An 18398-nucleotide genomic window follows, 5' to 3' on the forward strand; every position below is an offset into this window, starting at 1 on the left:
CCCCGATTAACTCTAGATTATTACATTTTTAGAAGGAGGACAAAGGTCGAATTTTTTCTTTTCAAAAAAAAATATTGCAGGTATTGATTATTTAAAAATATATTTGTATGTCTAAAATACACCTTAAAATGATACATACAACACTCTCAATAAGAGTACGTTACGGAGAAACAGACCCCATGAAATATGTTTACTACGGAAATTACGCCGAGTATTTTGAAGTTGCCAGAGTTGAGCTTTTCCGAAGCATAGGAATGTCATATAATGAGATTGAAAATCAAGGAATTTGGTTGCCTGTTTCGGAGTATAAAATTAAGTATTTGCGACCAGCTTTGTATGATCAAAAATTAGAAATTCATACATATGTAAAAAAAACTCCGGGAGTAAAGATTGAATTTGAGTATGAAATTTTCAATGAAGATATGATAAAAATCACAGAAGCCTCCACTACGCTCTTCTTTTTGGATGCAAAAACAAACAAAGTCATTAAGTGTCCGGATTTTTTAATGGAGCTTATAGAGAAGAGTTGGAATGAGCAAGTTTAATGTTTAATGTTTAATGTTTAATGTTTAATGAAAGTAACGGTGAATTAACGATATTAAACCTCGAAGCGTAATTACTTTTTCACTACATTTAAAATTCAAAATAAATAGAGATATAATGAAGATTGCATTTTTAGGTCCGCAGGCGAGTTTCACTCAGTTGGCAGCCACACAGCTTTTTCCGAACGAAGAATTAATTCCTCAAACCAATATATTAGATTGCTTTACGGCTGTAGAAAACGGAGAAGTAGACAAGGCTGTGGTTCCGTTGGAGAACTCGATTGAAGGAACAGTTTCGATGACGCTGGATTATTTATATAAAACATCCGACATCAAAATTGAAGCAGAAGCCGTAATGCCGATTGCCCATCATTTGATGATTCATCCTAATAATGAAGCCGAAGAATTAGAAAAAATCTACTCTCATCCGCAAGCGTTGGCTCAGAGTTTTCATTTTTTAGATACAAACTTTAAAAATGTTCAAAAGCAGGAGTTCTCTTCCACTGCGGCAGCGGCAAAGTATGTTTCGGAACATCCTGAACTCAAAAGAGCGGCAGTTGCTAATCAGTTCGCGGCCAATTTATATGGTCTGAAAATCATCCACCGAAATATTCAGGATTTTGAGCAAAATCATACCCGATTTATCGTCATTTCTAAAGTGCAAAATGTTTACGATAATGAAAAACTAAATACTTTAGGTGAAAAATCGAGTTTATTGATTACTCTTCCTGAAGATCATGCTGGAGGTTTGCATCAGGTTTTGTCGGTTTTTACATGGCGCAAAATGAATTTAAGCAAAATTGAATCCCGAACATTGAAAACCGGTTTAGGAAATTATTTCTTCTTCATCAACGTTGTCGGAAATTGGGATAAAGTATTGCACGAAAATGCTTTGGAAGAATTAAAATCTATTGGAGCCGAAGTCGATTTCTTAGGTAATTACAAAGAATATCTTTTGGAAAGCTGATTTTTCATTAATAAGAAATTTTGACATAAAAAAATATGACAGTTTTTCTTATTCTTGAAAGTTAATTTTCAAATATTAAATAAAACAACAAAAAATTATTGTTTAGATTAAGTAAAATTTAGATTAAATAAAAAAAATAAGCTTTTTTGTCAGTTTACACAAAATAATACTGTCACATTATGTGGCAGTATTATTTTTTTATAAAAATTATTCATTGAATAGGGATTTATTAGTATTTTTGATGTCGTTTAAAACAAGATTTTTATTTTTATAATTTCGAAACATATTGTATTTATAAGACTTTTTTAAACACATAACATAGAATCAATTAAAATTATGATACCATATCTTGTTAATAATTAAAATTTTAACAATCCAAAGGCATAATTTTTGTTGATGATTTATTTGAAAACTAATTAAAAAATTTACTCATGAAAGCAACGATCTTTACCCTCATCTTTGCAGCTGCCGCAAGCAGTATTCACGCTCAAGTTGGAATCAATACACCAAATCCGACAGCAACTCTCGACATCAATGGTACTATGAAAATCAGGCAAACACCTTCGGCGCCCGCTTTACCTGGTTATCAAATTTTAGCATTAAATCAAAATTCAGGTGGCGATTTCCAAGTGGCACAAGTAAATCCTCAGCTTGTTGTAGATGCTGCTGTAACTGCAGTAAATACTACTGGGATAACAAATACTTCGGTATATGCTGCAAGAAAGACAACTGGAATAAGCTTACTGAGTCTGGGATTATTTCCGACAGGTTTCAGAGCGGTGAACTTCTTAACTACTGAAAGAACAGTAGGCTCTGCAGCTTTATTTTCTGATACAGACAATACCTACACGATCCCTTCCACCGGAACATATGCTATTGGTTTCAGTTTCAGATATGGAACAGGTTTACAGGCTGAAATTCTTGCTAATGCCCCAGGAATTGGAATCGTAAGAACAAGAGCAGGTGTAGCAACGCTTATTGACAACCGAGCATTTAGTGGTGCTAACCTTCTGATTTTAAGTTTAACGATTTCGGAATCAAGCCTTAATTCTCTGTACCCTTTGCAGGCAGGTGACAAGATTTCATTTGGCCTTACAGGTTCTACAGCATTATCAGCAGGCCTGATAGGTTCCAGCCTTTCGTCTTTTTACATTTACAAAGTATCAAACTAAGATTAATATTATTTAATCTGTATTACCAATCACTCTGTCACATTTTCGGTGGCAGAGTTTTTTTATCCTTATTCATTTCATTTATATTATATTTGATTTACAAAAAGCAAATAATGAACAGCATTTTTATCATCATATTAATAATAGCTATTGTTCTCGTTTACGCAAGTCTCGTTAATAGAATTAATGATCTGGAAAGAAAAGTTGCCGATTTGATGCGGGAAAAAAGCTCTGAGGTTTATTCTAAAGAAATTACACCCAAAGCTGAAACTGCTGCTCAGCCAGAATTAAGCAAAGAAGTGGCTTTTGAAAATGAACTTCAAAATGTAACTTCAAAACCTCTTCAGGAAGAAGTGATTCAGGTTCCTCAAAAAGATTGGATGAAGCCTGTTTTTGATTTCCTTAAACAAAACGCCTTAACTATCATTGGTATTTTCACCCTTGTTTTAGGAATCGGTTATTTTGTAAAATATGCTATTGATAAAAAATGGATTGGTGAAACACCCCGCGTGGGCATCGGGATTGCAACGGGAGCTATCATCATGACGGTCGGTCATTTTTTGAGGAAAAATTACAATGTTTTCGCCTCTATTATTACCGGCGGCGGAATTGCAGTTCTCTATTTTACCATTACCATTGCCTTTCGCGAATATCATTTGTTTACCCAAAATACAGCATTTGTCGTTACTTGCCTTATTACACTACTTTCCATTGGGCTCTCCTATTTTTATAAAAGTGAAATTTTAATTATTTTTTCGCTTTTCGGAGGTTTCTTAGCACCATTAATGATCAGTACAGGGCAAAGCAACTACCCTTTTCTTTTTACTTATTTAATGGTTTTAAATGTAGGAATGCTAATTATCGTTTTTCTGAAACATTGGAAAAGTGTGGGCTGGATTGCCTTTGTTTTCACCAATATATACCTTTTCTATTGGACGATTGAAAAAACGGAAATTCTAAGTGTTTACTTTTATGTCATCAGCTATATTGTTTTTTATGCATTTGCATTACAGGATTATTTCAAGAAAAATACTCTTTCGATTGCTGATATTCTGATGTTGGTTTTAATTAATTTTTCCAGCATTATAGGTTTGGTTTATACATTTAATGAATTGAAATACGAACCTGTAATTATTTTCCCGATTATTTTTGCTTTGGTAAATTCTGTTTTATTATTTAAAGAATACAGCAAAAAAAGTTTTGAAATTAATTATTCAACATTTTCAGCAATTACAGTAAGTTTAGTAACAATTGCGATTGCATTACAGTTTAAAACTCATTTAATTACAAGTGTTTGGGCTATTGAAGCTACCCTTCTCCTATTTATCTGGAAAAGAACCAACCATAACATTTTTAAAATATGTTTTTATATTCTGTTTCCGCTGGTTATTATTGCACAGATTATTACTTGGGGCGAATATTTTTCATCAGATAAATTGAATATTGTTTTCAATCCTGTATTTCTCACAAGTTCTGTAACGGTTATTACCACTCTTTCAAATTTATTTTTATTAAGAAAATTAACCGAAAGCGAAGAAAAAGAAAATAATTTTTTCGAAAATTTGTTCATTCTTGCAAGCTATGGAATCATTTATTTTGCTTTATTGTTTGAATTAATCTATCACATTTCTCACAAACCGTGGAGCATTATCTTCGGAACCGGAATTTTATACAGCATCTATTTCATTTTCGTATTATTATTACTCCGAAAAGTGTTTGATATTAGTAAAGAATTCAAAATTGGCTTGTCTTACCTGTTTTTGTTTTTGGTTATCATTAATTCGTCCGTTTCAGGTTTAAGTATAATTGAATCCATCATTTCTAAAAAAATCGACAGCAGTTTTTATGCCCTTCATTTATTATATCTTATTCCGTTTGTTTTTATCGGTTGGAAAATTTTACCTAAAATCAAATTTTTCAGTGTAAATATTTCATACTGGATTTTCTCATTAGCCTTGATCTCTGTTGTCAGTTTTGAATTGTACCATATCTACAACGTAACAAATTCCAATACTTTGGCTGAATCTTACGAGCTTGAAAAACATTTCAGTATTCTTTATTTACCTATTATTTGGGCTATTCTGTCAAGCTTATTCATTTATATAGGATTGAAAAATTCAGTCTCAGAACTTACAAAAGTTGGCTTTGCATTGATCGGAATTGTTGTGTTAAAATTATACGCTTACGATGTTTGGCAAATGGATAATGTTTCGAGAATCGTTGCTTTTATCATCTTGGGAATCATTTTATTATTAAGCTCATTCACCTTTCAAAGACTTAAAAATATCATTAAAAATTTGGTAGATCATAAAGAAGAAAATATTGAAAATGAGACAACAGAATCTCAATAAAATCATTGATTTGTGATTAATTTCCAAATTAAACCGAAACTTCGTTCAGATTTTGTAAAAAATAACTATATTTATCCAGTTTTTAATCTTTATATATTCTCCAGATTATGAAAAAAATCTTCTACTCTTTATTAATGTTTTCTTCGGCAACTTTATTTGCTCAGAAGAATCCTTCAACAAGATTTGCCGTTGCAAATGATGTGGTAGGAACCGTAGATATGTTCAATATTAGAAAAGATATCGTACAAAGTAAAAACGCTTATAAAACAGCAGCTACTCTTCCTCAAAGCTTAAAAAAATACAGTTTTATTGCTGAAAACGGCTTAACTGAAGTAAAAATAAAGCAAGGACAAGGAGGTCTTGACAGGCTTACGATTGCAAAATTGAACAACCAGTATCAATTACCCAATGATAATTTGGTTTTGATTGACGGATATGAATTTAAAGATCCTGCAACAGCAGTTTACGGAGATCTTTTAGCTAAAATGGAAGTGAAAGACTACAACGGCAAAAAGACTTTATACATTACGACTCAGAGATAATTTATAAAACATATTTCACAAAAAGGATGCCTTTACAGCATCCTTTTTTAGTATTTATTAGTCCATTTTTTCTTAAGCTCTTCGTAAATTTTTTTCTCCGTTGCATTATTTCCCGGTTCATATAATTTTATGTTTTTGATTTCTTCCGGTAAAAAATCCTGATCGACAAAATTACCTTCGTAAGAGTGGGCATATTTATATTCTTTACCATAATCGAGGTCTTTCATCAGCTTTGTCGGCGCATTTCTTAAATGTAAAGGAACGGGAAGATTTCCGGTTTGTTTTACCAAAGCCAATGCTTCATTGATCGCATTATAGGTTGAATTACTCTTCGGAGAAACCGCCAGATAAACTGCAGTTTCACTTAAAATAATTCTTGATTCAGGATTTCCGATCACATTTACCGCCTGAAAACAATTATTAGCAATCACCAACGCATTCGGATTGGCCAAGCCAATATCTTCAGAAGCTAAAATCAGCATTCTTCTGGCAATGAATTTAATATCTTCACCTCCAGCAATCATTCTTGCGAGCCAATACACAGCGCCATTAGGATCACTTCCACGCATCGATTTAATAAAAGCAGAAATAATATCGTAATGCTGCTCGCCATTTTTATCATAAAGCGCCATGGTTTCCTGCAAAACTTCCAGCACATCTTCATTGGTAATCTTTTTCTTTTTTGAATTAACATATTGATTCAAAACCAATTCCACGGAATTAATCAACTTTCTTCCATCACCTCCCGAATATTGAATAAAAGCTTGTTTATCAGCAATTTCAAACTCTGTTTTTTCATCCTGATTATATCGATTTAGAGCAATATCAATCAGTTCTTCCAGTTTTTCATAAGTCAAAGCTTTTAAAATATAAACCTGACTTCTGGAAAGTAAAGCAGAAACTACCTCAAAACTCGGATTTTCCGTTGTCGCTCCAATTAAAACAATCCATCCTTTTTCAACCGCATGAAGCAAAGAATCCTGTTGAGATTTATTAAAACGGTGAATCTCATCAATAAACAAAATCGGCGACTTTCCGGAAAACAGATTTTGCTTTTTAGCATCTTCAATCACATCGCGCACATCTTTCACTCCAGAAGAAACAGCCGACAATTTATAGAATTTTCTACCCGATTTTTCAGAAAGAATTTCCGCTATGGTTGTTTTCCCCGTTCCCGGCGGTCCCCAAAAAATAAGTGAATTCAGATTGTTATTATCAATCATTTTTCTGATGGTTCCTTTTTCTCCGGTAAGATGTTCCTGCCCCAGAACCTCATCCAGCGTTTTCGGTCTCAGTTTTTCGGCTAATGGAATATTTTGACTCAAAATTATTGTTTGATTTAAAGTAAATTTTTAATGTAAAGGTCACAGAAACGCTGCAAAAATCATGATTTTAAATCTAAAAAGATGACAAATCGACGAACACCCGAATTTATCCGATGAAACGCTGTTTACACGTCTGAAACTTCTAACAAATTTAAACTAATTTTCAATTTTTTACCCTATTTTTGCAATGTTTTGAAACTTACATTCAATAAAATAATCACTTTTCCTCTGGTAATTCTCATCAAATTTTACCAATGGTTTATCTCGCCTTTACTTCCTAAAAACTGCCGTTACGAACCTACTTGTTCGCATTATATGGTAGAATCTTTGCAAGTGCATGGCGTGTTTAAAGGATTTTGGATGGGTATAAAAAGAATTGCAAAATGTCATCCTTGGGGAGGAAGCGGCTATGATCCCGTGCCACCCAAAAAAAACAAAATCAATAAATTAAAAAATTACTAAAAAAATAGAGATGAATAATATTTTTTTCAGAATCTACCTCGCTGTATTTGCATTAATTACTCAAAGTATTTTTGCACAAAACTATCCCGGCGGATTATCAGAAGGAACTTTAAAAGTAAATTCAGCTGATGTTCCCGTAAAGATTTACGCAACAACAGAATTGGGAGATTTGAACGTTTTTCCAGACAGAAAAGTTGAAGGAAATGTTTTGGTGATTCTGAACGAATCTAATTTTGAACCGAATTATTATAATTTCAGTGCTTTAACTTTAGATAAATTCAAAACAGCGCAATATCAGTTTTTAGATAAAAATTTTAAATTGATCACGACTCCTGTAAGTCAGGAAAATATTGACACCTTTAAATATGCTGTAAAATCCAGCAAACCGATTGCTGCATCAGATAATGTGGAGCTAGATACTCCTTTTAAAATCTGGGATCCTACAAAAGGTATTCAGTTGGGGCCTGTAACATTACATTTTTACAGTTTAATGTTTGTCTTTGCTTTTGGTTTTGGTTACGTTTTGATGACAAAAATCTTTAAAATCGACAATGTAAACCAGAAATATCTGGAGCCTCTTTTCACATGGACTTTGATTGGAACGATCTTAGGCGCGAGAATGGGACACGTTATTTTCTATCAGCCCGAATTGTTCAAAGAAGATTTCTGGAGTGTATTTTTACCGATAAGCACTAAAAACGGATTTAAATTCACAGGATTTTCCGGATTGGCAAGTCACGGTGCAACCATCGCTTTGATTTTTACGACGCTTTATTATTCATTCAAAATCATAAAGAAAAATCCGTTTTGGGTATATGACAGACTAGGAATTGTAGTATCTTTGGGCGGTGCATTTGTAAGATTAGGGAACTTTTTCAACTCTGAAATCATCGGAAAACAAGTAGACCCCAACTCTCCATTTGCGTTACTTTTCCCACAGCAAAGCAGCGAATACGGAATCACGGTTCCTCGTTATCCATCCCAATTATTTGAAGCTTTTGGATACGTTTGTCTGTTCGTTATGCTTTGGATTTTATACAGAAAAACGAATAAAAAATATCAGCAAGGATGGTTATTCGGATTATTCTTCATCATTCTTTGGGCAATCAGATTCTTCGTTGAGTTCTTAAAAGAGCCGCAGGGAGACGAATTCATCCAATTCGGAGGATTAAATACAGGACAGGTACTTTCGATACCTTTTATGATAGCAGGATTCGTGATCATGGCTATTTCTAAAAAGTTTAAAATCACGCAGGCGGAAAACGAGAAACCGGAATAATTTATAAAGTTTATATTTAAATACAAAAGCAGATTATAGTTTTATAATCTGCTTTTTATTTTTAGGGAAACTCAATATTTTTTAAAGTTTAATTTCTACTTTTTCATTGATTTCTTCAAAAACTTTCCTGAATTCGTTAATAACGTCGGTCGGCAACATAGCTTCTTTTGAATGTTTTATTGAAGCAAAATCTGCGGCTTTTCCATGAAACCAAACCCCTAAAATCGCAGCCTCTTCCTCCGTATATTTTTGCGCTAAAAATGAAGTAATAATTCCCGTCAGAATATCACCACTTCCCCCTTTTGCCAATCCGGAATTTCCGGTAAGATTATAAAAAACGTTTCCTTCCGGCGTAATGATTTGGGTATGATGATCTTTCAAAACAATGATAATATCAAGCTCTTTAGATTTTTTTTTCGCCAAATCTGTTCTTTCAAACGAATCTTTTGTTGCTCCGAATAATCTTTCAAATTCTTTCGGATGAGGCGTAATGATTGATTTTTTCGGAATTAATTGTAAACCATCTTTAGTTTCAGCAATAACATTCAAAGCATCTGCGTCTAACACAACAGATTGGGAGTATTCCTTTAAAAACTTCAGAAGAGCCTTTTGTGTTTTCTCATCTTTTCCGATTCCAGGACCAATTCCATAGACTGAATTTTCATTCAATTCAATATTTTCAATCTGCTGATTCCCCCCTTCGATAAACATCGCTTCCGGACAAGAAGTTTGGAGAATTTCATAACCACATTTCGGAGCATGAGCAAATGTTAATCCTACACCAGTTTTCAACGCTGCCTGAGTTGCTAAAACTGCGGCACCAATTTTACCATAACTTCCGGCAACAATAGTTACTTTTCCAAAAGTTCCTTTGTGTGAAAAATCATTTCGGGGTTTGAAGATATTTTTTACCACCTCATCGTCGATCACAAAATCATTCGTGTTAGTCTGCGAGATATATTCTTCACTTAAATTAATATCTAAAATTTCAACTTTTCCTGTATATTTTCCTGTTTCAGGATGAAGAAAACCTTTCTTCCAAAGTTGAAAACTTAAAGTATAATCTGCCTTTAAAATCGTTGAATTTTCATCTGCAATACGATCAATAAAAAGCCCAGAAGGAACATCAATAGAAATTTTGACATTCTTTTTTTGGTTTAAAAAATCAATTAAATCTTTTAAATCACCTTCTATATTTCTAGACAAGCCAATTCCGAAAAGGGCATCAATAATAATCGTTCTGCTATCAAAACGGTAACTTTCGGCATCTTTGAAATTCTTGATTAAAACGCCTGAAAGTTCTTTTAATTCTTTAAGATTTTCATTCGCATTTTCAGAATATTTAGCTTTAGAATTGATGAAAACATCTACATCAAAACCTTTCTGATAAAGCATTCTTGCAATGGCAAATCCATCACCTCCATTATTGCCATTCCCACAAAATATCGCAAAGTTTCTATGGTTCTTACAGTTTTCAGAAATCCAGTTTACGCAGGCTAATGCTGCTCTTTCCATTAACTGTATCGAGGGAATTGGCTCATTATTAATTGTATACAAATCACCCTGACGAATTTGTTCTGCCGTGAAAATTTTCATTATTAATTGTTTTACTAAATTTAATTATAATTATTCAATAAGTAAATTTTAAACCCAAAAAACTCATAAAATGTTGAATTTTAAAAATTGAAATTCCTACTTTTGTGTATAGACTAATTAAAAAAATATAAATTATGGGATTTGTAAAAGAATTTAAAGAATTTGCATTTAAAGGAAATGTGCTTGATTTGGCGGTTGCCGTGATCATTGGGGGTGCATTCGGAAAAATTGTTTCTTCTTTAGTGGAAGACGTTATTACTCCGTTATTACTAAACCCTGCGTTGAAAGCTGCGGGTGCAGAAAACATTTCAAAATTATCCTGGAATGGTGTAACCTACGGAAATTTCCTTTCTGCGGTGATCAGCTTTTTATGTATCGCTATGGTGCTTTTCTGGTTGGTAAAAGGAGCTAATAAGATCATTAAAAAAGAGGAAGCGCCTGCTGCGCCTGCCGGACCTACTGAAGACCAAAAATTATTAATGGAAATCAGAGATTTGCTTAAAAGTAAAAACAATATATAACAAATAAAACCACCTCAAATTGAGGTGGTTTTTACTTTATCCTTAAAATCTTAGTTGATCTGTAAAATACTTGAGATCTGCTCTGCCAAAGAAAGCCCGATTCTATCCTGCGCTTCTAATGTAGATGCTCCTGTATGCGGAGTTAGAGAGATTTTAGAATGATTCAGAATTTCTTTTGAAGGTGTTGGTTCGTTGATGAAAACATCCAATCCTGCGAATTTCACTTTTCCTGAATCCAAAGCTTCAATTAAAGCAACTTCATCAATAACACCACCTCTTGAACAGTTTACAATCGCAACACCGTCTTTCATAATGTCGAATTCATTTTTCCCGATCATGTAACCGTCCTTCTGAGCCGGAACGTGAAGCGTGATAAAATCTGAATGTTTCAAAACATCCTGAAGCGGTTCTGTCTCAATATCAACATTGATGAACTGATTGTTGTAAAAAGTAACTTTAATACTCGCTCTTCCCACATTGCTATCTGCTGCAATCACTCGCATTCCAAGACCTAGAGCAATTTTAGCTACTTCTTGCCCGATTCTTCCCATTCCAACAATACCAATTGTTTTTCCTTTCAATTCGATACCTGCAGCATAGGCTTTTTTCAAACCAGCAAACTCAGTATCGCCTACCAAAGGCATTTTTCTGTTGGAATCCTGCAAAAATCTAGCACCTGAAAATAAGTGAGCAAAAACCAATTCAGCAACCGATTCTGAAGAAGCAGAAGGAGTATTAATGACATGAATTCCTTTTTCCCTTGCATAATCTACATCAATATTATCCATTCCTACACCACCTCTACCGATGATCTCGATAGACGGACAGTTATCAATAATATCTTTTCTTACCTGCGTCGCACTACGTACCAAAATTGTACGAATCTGGTGCTCATTAATGTAATCTACCAAAGATTCCTGAGGAACTTTTGCTGTAATCACTTCAAATCCTTTCTCCGTTAATGCATCAATTCCAGATTGATCCAAACCATCGTTTGCTAAAACTTTCATAAAACTTTTTATCGATTTAAAAATTAAAAAGATTAAACAATTAAATAATACCCGCGGTAAAAATTTAATCGTTTAATCTTTAAACTAAATTTTTTTATTCTTCTTCTTTAAATACTTCAATAGTAACCTGCTTTTCTACAAGGTCGGTAAATTTACCTTTGTATCTTGTGGCTCTTACCAAGTGATTATCAATCCAGTGATAATTTCCGCCTCTTGGTTTTCCGCACAATACGCTGTGGTATTTGAAGCCATGTTTATCCAGCCAATCAATGGTAACTTGTTTTAAATTTTCAGTTCTGGAAGTGAAAAAACAAATCTGATGGCCTTCGTCATACCATCTGTTAATGGTTTCTAACGCGTCTGGAAAAGGCTCACAAGTAACCATTCTTTCCGGTTCTTCGTTCGGAACATCTTCTGTAATAGTTCCGTCAATATCGATTAAGTAATTCTTTACTCCGTCCTTCAGAATTGGACTAATGTGTTCTATGTACTCTAATTCCATCGTTAAAAATTGAGTTGCAAAGTTACGGCTTTTACATCGAATGAAGGCGTTAAACTTAGTTTAAATTTAATTTTTGCTTTAAAAATTATTATTTAAGGAATAAAATCAACATGTTACCTATCGTTTTTATAATTTTAGTTAAAATTTTTTCTTTTTTCAAGGTCTTACTTATGACGATTTACATTTAAAACTTGATTTACTTATATTTGAATAACACATTTATAAAATATGAAAAGAACATTGGCTTTTGTTTTTGCGCTTTTAGGATGGTTTGCTTTAATTGCTCAGTATTGTTTAATGCTGAAAAATTCGGTGCTGAATTTTAATGAAATGACGATTCAATTTTTCAGTTATTTTACGATTCTTACCAATTTAATGGTAGCTATTTATTTTACCAATCAGGCTTTAAAAAAATCAGATTCAGAAATAAAATCAGGTTTACTTACCGCGATTACCATTTATATTCTGATTGTCGGAATGGTATATCAGGTTGCTTTACGATCGACATGGAATCCCACAGGTCTGCAGAGAATTGTAGACGAATTGCTGCACAGCATTATTCCTGTTTTAGTTATTATTTACTGGCACTTGTACGAAAACAAGAAAAATTTACAGTACAAACAAATGGCATTATGGGCAATTTATCCTTTATTCTATCTTTTTTACATCTTAATAAGAGGAAGTTTCTCTAAATTTTATCCTTACCCGTTTGTGAATGTAACTGAATTAGGTTTAAATAAAGTTTTTATTAATGCGTTTTTCATCTTACTCTTCTTTTTAGCATTATCTTTTTTATTTATTCGAATAGGGAAAGCTTCTAAAAAGTAAATTTTAGATTCATTCTTAAAAGCAATGATGTTTCACCAAAAATTTCCAAAATACATTTATTAAACTTACATTTGTAGAAATGGAAGAACTCGTAGTTTTAGTCAACCCTCAGGACAACGTTTTAGGCTTAATGGAAAAACAGCAGGCACACATCAATGGCGTGCTACACCGTGCTTTTTCCGTGTTTTTGTTTAATGAAAAAGGAGAAATGCTTTTACAGCAAAGAGCCGACGAAAAATATCACTCTCCATTGAAATGGACCAATGCGGTATGCTCTCATCCAAGAAATGGGGAAACGTATCTTGATGCTGCGAATCGAAGATTAAAAGAGGAATTGGGAATTGAAACCGAACTTTCAGAAAAATTCCATTTTATTTATAAAGCCAATGTTGGCGGTGGCTTGTGGGAACACGAGCTAGACCATGTTTTTGTAGGAAATTTCAATGCTGAATTTAATTTAAACAAAAATGAAGTGGCGGCCGTACGATATATTTCATTGGAAGATCTTGACCGAGAACTTGCCGAAAATCCCGATAACTTCACCGAATGGTTTAAGATCATTTTAGCTGAATACAAACATCATTTTTAGAACAATGAAGAAATTAATAGTCGCTTTTGCCTTTTTATTAGGATCTTTTTCATTTGCTCAAAAATCTACGGTATTTGATACAGCCAACTACTCGATCAACGTTCCGGATGGCTGGAAAACCACCAATGACAGCGATATTATTAACATTTTCCCTTCCGGAGAAATGGGAGCAATCACTATTTCCGAATATCACGACCTTGCTCTTCCCAAAGAGGAAACTAAAAAATTCGTCCTTGCCCTTTACCAATCTGCCGATGACGAGAGTAAAGTGAAAAGCAGCAAAGGAAAAAAGGGATATACAGAATATTTTTACGAATATCTGGATCCAAAAGACAATCTTTTTTGGATAACCAAGGTTTTTCAGAAAGATAAAGATCTGTATTTAATTTCCATTAATTGTAATCAAAAATACTGGAACGGGCATTTTATGATGCTTTTCAACGAAGCCTTTAACAGTTTTAAAATAAAGAAATAGAAATAAATTTAAATATGAAGAAAACAGCCTTGTACGACAAACACGTTTCTTTGGGAGCTAAAATCGTACCTTTTGCAGGTTTTGAAATGCCTGTGCAGTATTCCGGAGTTACAGAAGAGCATTTTGCCGTAAGAGAAAAAGCAGGATTGTTCGATGTTTCTCACATGGGACAGTTTTTTATTGAAGGTCCCGGTTCTAAAGAGCTTTTACAATTCGTTACAACAAACAATGTAGATGCTTTGGAAAACGGAAAGGCACAATATTCTTGTCTACCTAACGAAAACGGAGGTATTGTAGATGATTTGATCGTTTACAAAATGGCAGACGAAAAATATTTTGTGGTTGTAAACGCTTCAAATATTGATAAAGACTGGAATCATATTTCAAAATACAACACTTTTGGAGCAAAAATGACGAACGCTTCCGACGACATGTCTTTATTGGCAGTTCAGGGTCCGAAAGCGACTGAAATTCTTCAAAAATTAACAGAAACTAACCTTTCGGAAATTCCTTACTATCACTTTACAGTAGGCTCTGTTGCAGGAGTTAGCGATATTATTATTTCAAACACTGGCTACACAGGAAGTGGCGGTTTTGAGATTTATTTTAACAATGATTCTGCGGAAAAACTTTGGGATGCCATCATTGAAGTGGGTGCTGAAGAAGGAACTATCCCTTGCGGATTGGCTGCCAGAGATACTTTGAGACTAGAAAAAGGATTCTGCCTTTACGGAAACGATATCGATGATACTACGTCTCCGATTGAAGCGGGATTAGGTTGGATCACGAAATTTGATAAAGATTTTGTATCTAAAGAAACTTTCGCAAAACAGAAAGAAGAAGGCGTTACCAGAAAATTGGTTGCTTTTGAATTAACAGATAAAGGAGTTCCAAGACACGATTATCCGGTTGTAGATTCAGAAGGAAACGTGATCGGAAAAGTAACTTCCGGAACTCAGTCTCCTATGAAAAAAGTAGGTTTGGGTCTTGCTTATGTAGACAAGCCTTACTTCAAATTGGGTTCTGAAATCTTCATTCAGGTAAGAAACAAAAATATACCTGCAAAAGTGGTGAAAGCTCCTTTTGTATAATTGAATATTGTTTAAAATAGAAAAACCGTCTCGTACATTTTACGAGACGGTTTTGTTTTTTAGGAGCTTATTCCGGCTATCCGCTGTATCTTTTTTCGACGGCTTCCGCTTCGCTACAGCCGCCGAAAAAAGGATGCCGCTCCTATCCGGGCTAGGCCTCAGTCTTTACGATTTTATTCGTCCACTTTCATTTGGACTTTCTGTATGTTGCATTTTATTCCCCGCAGTTTGTTTGGAACTTCCGTCAATTGTATACTCCCAAAGCTCTTCTAAAAACCTAACGGGTTTTGAAAACCCGTTAGGTTTGATATTTTACTTACTGAAACTTTACTAAAAAATTAATTTTAATTAGCAAAAAGACAGATGATATTAAAAAAGGAATTCCGCCTAGTAACGATAATCTATCCAAACTAGATTCTGAAAAATCTTTAATTAAAACAAAAAACGCCAACATTAAAGCAATACAAAATGTATTTATTAAAATTTTCTGTAGCTTCCAAACCTTCACTTTCAAAATGATTAAAAGCAGTATTTGAAAAATTAAAGATAAAAATGCAACAGGTAATAATCTTCCATCATAAGAATCAAATTTATTGAAATGTATTCCCTCAGTTAAAATAAATTTAGGACTTAAAACTTCAAATATTAGCAAGATACCCAAACCATGCCCCGCACCTATTACGATTACAGCATTTAGAATAACGGTAAGAATTACTAAAAAATTCAGTTTTTTCATTTATGATGGTAGCTAATCAACTTATTATTCTGCAACGCCAAAAAATTCTTTCAGTGCTTCAACATTCTTTTTATCATTGCCTACGAAAATTTCATTATCAGTAATAAAAACAGGACGCTTCAAAAAAGTATAATGATCAAGAAGCAATTCTTTGAAATCCTTTTCCCCTAAAGATTTTACATCCAAGCCTCTCAACTTAATCTGAGTCGATTTTTTACTGAATAAAGCTTCATACGATTTTGTTTTATCATACATTTCAGCCAGTTCTTCTTCCGTGATCGGTTCTTTTCTTATTTCTCTATTTTCCCAATCTGATAAATCGAATTGCGCTAAAATCTTTCTGCAAGTATCGCAGGTATTAAGGTGAAAAACTTTCTTCATAATTAAATTTTAATCCTCAAAATTAAGGCTAAATAAGAGATTCTGAAAATTATTAAATATCTTTATTGAAATTAAAAAAAATGGAGAACAAACCTATCACTTTTCAGTTTATTTCAGAGCCTTCAGATGTGAACTACGGAGGAAATGTACATGGAGGAAGCGTTATGAAATGGATCGATCAGGCAGGTTATGCGTGTGCAACCACTTGGAGCGGAAATTATTCGGTAACCGTGTATGTTGGCGGAATACGTTTCTACGAACCTATAAAAATCGGGGAAATTGTAAAGGTAGAAGCCCAGGTAATTTATACAGGTTCTTCGAGCATGCACATTTCCATTAATGTATTTTCCAGAAATCTGAAACAGCCTAATTTTGATAAAAAAACACATTGTATCATCGTGTTTGTAGCGGTTGACGAAAATGGTAAGAAACTTCCCGTTCCCAAATGGATTCCAGAAACCGAAGAAGAAAAACAGCAGGAACAATATGCCAAACGTCTGATGGAGCTAAGAACGCAGATTGAAGATGAAATGAAGCCGTTTTTATAATATTTAAAATTATCCTATATTTGCCCTATAAAAGGAAATGGTGTTCTTCCTTACCCAACCGCCTTCAAAAGCTGATGACGCCTGATTAAAAGATTATTAACAGTAATTAAATCAGGAAAAATATGCCTAAAAATCAACGAGCACTTAGAACAAAAACTGTTTTTCATACAAAATTTTTCTTCAGAAAATACCCTGCGTTGCCTTATATTGCGAAATGGCTTTGCATCAGTTTAATCATTGGTGCTTTGGTAGGAACGGCTTCGGCAGGCTTTTTACAGTCATTGGAATGGGCAACCCAGTTTCGGGAAAATCATATCTGGATCATTGCCTTTTTACCTGTTGCCGGTTTTTTGGTCGGACTTCTCTATTATTACTTCGGGAAAAATGTGGAAGCCGGAAATAATCTTTTAATTGAGAATATTCATGAGCCGAAGGAAATTATTCCTTTCAAAATGGCACCTTTTGTTTATTTAGGAACCATTGTTACTCACTTTTTCGGAGGTTCGGCGGGTCGCGAGGGAACCGCTTTACAAATGGCGGGCGCGATTGCCGATCAGCTGACCAAACCTTTCAGATTAGATCAAAATGAAAGAAGAATTTTAATCATTTCAGCGATTGCTGCCGGATTTGGCTCTGTTTTCGGAACACCTTTGGCAGGAGCTGTTTTCGGACTTGAAGTTTTTCTGATTGGTAAAATTCGTTACAATGCTATTTTTCCTGCGTTTGCATCCGCGATTTTAGCCGATTGGGCAACGAATCTCTGGAACGTAAAGCATACCCACTATCACATTGATTTTATTCCGAAACTTGAATTTCTGCCTATTGTATACAGCGTTTTGGCAGGAATTGCCTTTGGAATCTGTGCCGCAGCGTTCAGTAAAATAATTCATTGGGCAGGCTCAATTTTTAAATCTAAAATAAAATATCTACCGCTTCGTCCGGCTATCGGTGGAATTATTGTTGCAATAGCCGTTTTTACTATGGGAACGACGAGATATATAGGCTTGGGAATTCCAACCATCGTTGAATCTTTTGAAAAACAACTTCCTTTGTATGATTTTGCCTTAAAAATGATCTTTACGATTGTCACACTTTCGGCAGGATTTAAAGGCGGTGAAGTCACCCCGTTATTCTTCATCGGAGCGACTTTGGGAAGTGCTCTGTCATTACTTATTCCGCTACCATTTGGATTATTGGCGGGAATGGGTTTTGTGGCTGTTTTCGCCGGAGCAACCAATACCCCACTCGCCTGTATGCTGATGGGCATTGAATTATTCGGTGCCGAAAGTGGCGTTTATATTGCTATTGCGTGTGTTGTTTCTTATTTACTATCAGGAAACAACAGCATTTATACGAAACAGAAAATCGGAGAAGCAAAAAACAGAAGATTCGAACATCTGAATGATAAAAGTTTCTCGGATCTATAGAAATTGGTTGATAGTTGTTAGTTTTTTGTGTAAGATTCTTAATTTTATGAAAAC

Annotated in this window: 20 protein-coding genes and 1 riboswitch; of the genes, 14 read left to right on the forward strand and 6 right to left on the reverse strand. The window is 34.1% G+C overall.

Annotated features, from left to right (window positions below; all coding sequences use genetic code 11):
* Positions 1 to 128: 128 nt before the first annotated feature.
* From OXQ85_RS14725 to OXQ85_RS14745, 5 genes are all read left to right on the forward strand, one after another.
* Entirely contained in the window at positions 129 to 545 is a 417-nt protein-coding gene (locus OXQ85_RS14725; RefSeq protein WP_267405440.1) for a thioesterase family protein, read from the forward strand.
* A 115-nt stretch (positions 546 to 660) separates the two neighbouring features.
* Positions 661 to 1509, forward strand: a complete 849-nt coding sequence (pheA, locus tag OXQ85_RS14730) for a prephenate dehydratase (RefSeq protein ID WP_267405441.1) — start codon at positions 661 to 663, stop codon at positions 1507 to 1509.
* A gap of 431 nt (positions 1510 to 1940) precedes the next feature.
* Positions 1941 to 2681 (forward strand): hypothetical protein, encoded by a 741-nt coding sequence (locus OXQ85_RS14735; RefSeq protein WP_267405442.1) that lies wholly within the window; start codon positions 1941 to 1943, stop codon positions 2679 to 2681.
* A 113-nt stretch (positions 2682 to 2794) separates the two neighbouring features.
* Positions 2795 to 5032 carry a DUF2339 domain-containing protein gene (locus tag OXQ85_RS14740; protein ID WP_267405443.1) on the forward strand — a complete coding sequence of 746 codons (2238 nt, stop codon included), beginning with the start codon at positions 2795 to 2797 and terminating at the stop codon, positions 5030 to 5032.
* Positions 5033 to 5139: 107 nt separating this feature from the next.
* Positions 5140 to 5574 carry a hypothetical protein gene (locus OXQ85_RS14745; RefSeq protein WP_267405444.1) on the forward strand — a complete coding sequence of 145 codons (435 nt, stop codon included), beginning with the start codon at positions 5140 to 5142 and terminating at the stop codon, positions 5572 to 5574.
* 47 nt (positions 5575 to 5621) lie between these two features.
* Here OXQ85_RS14745 and OXQ85_RS14750 read toward each other — a convergent pair whose 3' ends face one another.
* Entirely contained in the window at positions 5622 to 6899 is a 1278-nt protein-coding gene (locus OXQ85_RS14750; RefSeq protein WP_267405445.1) for a replication-associated recombination protein A, read from the reverse strand.
* Positions 6900 to 7091: 192 nt separating this feature from the next.
* Between OXQ85_RS14750 and yidD the strand changes: the two genes are divergently transcribed.
* Positions 7092 to 7361, forward strand: a complete 270-nt coding sequence (gene yidD / locus OXQ85_RS14755; RefSeq protein ID WP_267405446.1) for a membrane protein insertion efficiency factor YidD — start codon at positions 7092 to 7094, stop codon at positions 7359 to 7361.
* Positions 7362 to 7791: 430 nt separating this feature from the next.
* Positions 7792 to 8640 (forward strand): prolipoprotein diacylglyceryl transferase, encoded by an 849-nt coding sequence (gene lgt, locus OXQ85_RS14760; protein ID WP_267405481.1) that lies wholly within the window; start codon positions 7792 to 7794, stop codon positions 8638 to 8640.
* 81 nt (positions 8641 to 8721) lie between these two features.
* Here the strand turns inward: lgt and OXQ85_RS14765 are convergent, their stop codons facing one another.
* A complete protein-coding gene (locus OXQ85_RS14765; protein ID WP_267405447.1) occupies positions 8722 to 10236 on the reverse strand; it encodes an NAD(P)H-hydrate dehydratase in 1515 nt (504 codons plus the stop codon).
* Positions 10237 to 10370: 134 nt separating this feature from the next.
* Between OXQ85_RS14765 and mscL the strand changes: the two genes are divergently transcribed.
* On the forward strand, positions 10371 to 10757 hold the full coding sequence (gene mscL, locus OXQ85_RS14770) for a large conductance mechanosensitive channel protein MscL (protein WP_267405448.1): 387 nt from the start codon (positions 10371 to 10373) through the stop codon (positions 10755 to 10757).
* Positions 10758 to 10807: 50 nt separating this feature from the next.
* Here the strand turns inward: mscL and OXQ85_RS14775 are convergent, their stop codons facing one another.
* Together OXQ85_RS14775 and OXQ85_RS14780 are read right to left on the reverse strand one after the other, a co-directional pair.
* Positions 10808 to 11767, reverse strand: coding sequence for a D-2-hydroxyacid dehydrogenase (locus OXQ85_RS14775; protein ID WP_267405449.1), 960 nt, complete (start codon positions 11765 to 11767; stop codon positions 10808 to 10810).
* A 94-nt stretch (positions 11768 to 11861) separates the two neighbouring features.
* Positions 11862 to 12269 (reverse strand): phosphoheptose isomerase, encoded by a 408-nt coding sequence (locus tag OXQ85_RS14780; RefSeq protein WP_267405450.1) that lies wholly within the window; start codon positions 12267 to 12269, stop codon positions 11862 to 11864.
* A gap of 228 nt (positions 12270 to 12497) precedes the next feature.
* Here OXQ85_RS14780 and OXQ85_RS14785 point away from each other — a divergent pair, with 228 nt between their 5' ends.
* From OXQ85_RS14785 to gcvT, 4 genes are all read left to right on the forward strand, one after another.
* A complete protein-coding gene (locus OXQ85_RS14785; RefSeq protein ID WP_267405451.1) occupies positions 12498 to 13097 on the forward strand; it encodes a Pr6Pr family membrane protein in 600 nt (199 codons plus the stop codon).
* Between the two features lie 79 nt (positions 13098 to 13176).
* Positions 13177 to 13686 carry an isopentenyl-diphosphate Delta-isomerase gene (gene idi, locus OXQ85_RS14790; RefSeq protein WP_267405452.1) on the forward strand — a complete coding sequence of 170 codons (510 nt, stop codon included), beginning with the start codon at positions 13177 to 13179 and terminating at the stop codon, positions 13684 to 13686.
* Between the two features lie 4 nt (positions 13687 to 13690).
* The gene (locus OXQ85_RS14795) at positions 13691 to 14161 is read left to right on the forward strand and encodes a hypothetical protein (RefSeq protein WP_267405453.1); all 471 of its coding nucleotides are present in this window, start codon (positions 13691 to 13693) and stop codon (positions 14159 to 14161) included.
* A gap of 14 nt (positions 14162 to 14175) precedes the next feature.
* On the forward strand, positions 14176 to 15252 hold the full coding sequence (gcvT, locus tag OXQ85_RS14800; RefSeq protein ID WP_267405454.1) for a glycine cleavage system aminomethyltransferase GcvT: 1077 nt from the start codon (positions 14176 to 14178) through the stop codon (positions 15250 to 15252).
* Positions 15253 to 15568: 316 nt separating this feature from the next.
* Here the strand turns inward: gcvT and OXQ85_RS14805 are convergent, their stop codons facing one another.
* Positions 15569 to 15988, reverse strand: coding sequence for a hypothetical protein (locus tag OXQ85_RS14805; protein WP_267405455.1), 420 nt, complete (start codon positions 15986 to 15988; stop codon positions 15569 to 15571).
* A 24-nt stretch (positions 15989 to 16012) separates the two neighbouring features.
* Positions 16013 to 16369 carry an ArsC/Spx/MgsR family protein gene (locus OXQ85_RS14810; protein ID WP_267405456.1) on the reverse strand — a complete coding sequence of 119 codons (357 nt, stop codon included), beginning with the start codon at positions 16367 to 16369 and terminating at the stop codon, positions 16013 to 16015.
* Between the two features lie 80 nt (positions 16370 to 16449).
* On the opposite strand from OXQ85_RS14810, the gene OXQ85_RS14815 reads away from it, so the two are divergent.
* Complete coding sequence (locus OXQ85_RS14815) at positions 16450 to 16917, forward strand: acyl-CoA thioesterase (RefSeq protein WP_072953061.1); 468 nt, start codon at positions 16450 to 16452, stop codon at positions 16915 to 16917.
* A 24-nt stretch (positions 16918 to 16941) separates the two neighbouring features.
* Positions 16942 to 17008, forward strand: a riboswitch (Fluoride riboswitch).
* A gap of 31 nt (positions 17009 to 17039) precedes the next feature.
* Positions 17040 to 18344 carry a voltage-gated chloride channel family protein gene (locus OXQ85_RS14820; RefSeq protein ID WP_267405457.1) on the forward strand — a complete coding sequence of 435 codons (1305 nt, stop codon included), beginning with the start codon at positions 17040 to 17042 and terminating at the stop codon, positions 18342 to 18344.
* Positions 18345 to 18398 lie beyond the last annotated feature (54 nt).

It is taken from the genome of Chryseobacterium sp. GM_Chr_2, from assembly GCF_026540445.1.
Lineage (GTDB): Bacteria > Bacteroidota > Bacteroidia > Flavobacteriales > Weeksellaceae > Chryseobacterium.

What these genes read in the sequence shown, in the direction of transcription:
- OXQ85_RS14725 (WP_267405440.1), top strand. Translation starts at nt 129, where the DNA reads ATGATACATACAACACTCTCAATAAGAGTACGTTACGGAGAAACAGAC.
- pheA (WP_267405441.1), top strand. Translation starts at nt 661, where the DNA reads ATGAAGATTGCATTTTTAGGTCCGCAGGCGAGTTTCACTCAGTTGGCA.
- OXQ85_RS14735 (WP_267405442.1), top strand. Translation starts at nt 1,941, where the DNA reads ATGAAAGCAACGATCTTTACCCTCATCTTTGCAGCTGCCGCAAGCAGT.
- OXQ85_RS14740 (WP_267405443.1), top strand. Translation starts at nt 2,795, where the DNA reads ATGAACAGCATTTTTATCATCATATTAATAATAGCTATTGTTCTCGTT.
- OXQ85_RS14745 (WP_267405444.1), top strand. Translation starts at nt 5,140, where the DNA reads ATGAAAAAAATCTTCTACTCTTTATTAATGTTTTCTTCGGCAACTTTA.
- OXQ85_RS14765 (WP_267405447.1), bottom strand. Translation starts at nt 10,236, where the DNA reads ATGAAAATTTTCACGGCAGAACAAATTCGTCAGGGTGATTTGTATACA.
- mscL (WP_267405448.1), top strand. Translation starts at nt 10,371, where the DNA reads ATGGGATTTGTAAAAGAATTTAAAGAATTTGCATTTAAAGGAAATGTG.
- OXQ85_RS14775 (WP_267405449.1), bottom strand. Translation starts at nt 11,767, where the DNA reads ATGAAAGTTTTAGCAAACGATGGTTTGGATCAATCTGGAATTGATGCA.
- OXQ85_RS14780 (WP_267405450.1), bottom strand. Translation starts at nt 12,269, where the DNA reads ATGGAATTAGAGTACATAGAACACATTAGTCCAATTCTGAAGGACGGA.
- OXQ85_RS14785 (WP_267405451.1), top strand. Translation starts at nt 12,498, where the DNA reads ATGAAAAGAACATTGGCTTTTGTTTTTGCGCTTTTAGGATGGTTTGCT.
- idi (WP_267405452.1), top strand. Translation starts at nt 13,177, where the DNA reads ATGGAAGAACTCGTAGTTTTAGTCAACCCTCAGGACAACGTTTTAGGC.
- OXQ85_RS14795 (WP_267405453.1), top strand. Translation starts at nt 13,691, where the DNA reads ATGAAGAAATTAATAGTCGCTTTTGCCTTTTTATTAGGATCTTTTTCA.
- gcvT (WP_267405454.1), top strand. Translation starts at nt 14,176, where the DNA reads ATGAAGAAAACAGCCTTGTACGACAAACACGTTTCTTTGGGAGCTAAA.
- OXQ85_RS14805 (WP_267405455.1), bottom strand. Translation starts at nt 15,988, where the DNA reads ATGAAAAAACTGAATTTTTTAGTAATTCTTACCGTTATTCTAAATGCT.
- OXQ85_RS14810 (WP_267405456.1), bottom strand. Translation starts at nt 16,369, where the DNA reads ATGAAGAAAGTTTTTCACCTTAATACCTGCGATACTTGCAGAAAGATT.
- OXQ85_RS14815 (WP_072953061.1), top strand. Translation starts at nt 16,450, where the DNA reads ATGGAGAACAAACCTATCACTTTTCAGTTTATTTCAGAGCCTTCAGAT.
- OXQ85_RS14820 (WP_267405457.1), top strand. Translation starts at nt 17,040, where the DNA reads ATGCCTAAAAATCAACGAGCACTTAGAACAAAAACTGTTTTTCATACA.